The organism is Streptomyces sp. AC627_RSS907 (assembly GCF_019049165.1).
On sequence record NZ_JAGMUE010001207.1, the window covers coordinates 1 to 570 of the forward strand.

1 protein-coding gene is annotated in these 570 nt (G+C 73.2%); it reads left to right on the forward strand.

Annotated elements, in window-relative coordinates; translation table 11 throughout:
* Nucleotides 1–159: 159 nt before the first annotated feature.
* Nucleotides 160–570: MFS transporter (locus KUM32_RS41085; protein ID WP_217146753.1), on the forward strand; the 411-nt coding region annotated here is incomplete at its 3' end.

The window sequence follows — 570 nt, forward strand, 5'->3', positions numbered from 1 at the left end:
GCTCAGGCCGGGGAGCAGTGCTGGAGCGGTCGGTGGGGCGGTAGGGGTCGCCGTACGGGAGACCCGGAGGGCGGGGCCGGGCGGCCGGGGCGGTGACCGGTACCGCGAGATCGCGACCCGTGGAAAGGTGGTGACTACAACGAGCGAGGGAGACGCACGGTGGGCGGCACCGCACGGCACACGGACCAGGACCCCGCGCCACAGGCCGCGGGACCACCGCGGGTCGAGCGTCGCGGGCCCGTCGTCGCCGCGCTGATGCTCGCGATGGCGCTCGCCGCGCTGGACTCCACGATCATCTCCACGGCCGTGCCGCAGATCGTCGGCGACCTCGGCGGCTTCTCCGTCTTCTCCTGGCTCTTCGCGGGCTACCTGCTCGCGGTGACGGTGTCGCTGCCGGTGTACGGGAAGTTGTCGGACACCTTCGGCCGCAAGCCGGTGCTGCTGGTGGGCATCGCGCTGTTCCTGGTCGGCTCGCTGCTGTGCGCCACCGCGTGGAACATGGCCAGCCTGATCGCGTTCCGCGTCGTGCAGGGCCTGGGCGGCGGGGCGCTCCAGGGCACGGTGCAGTCG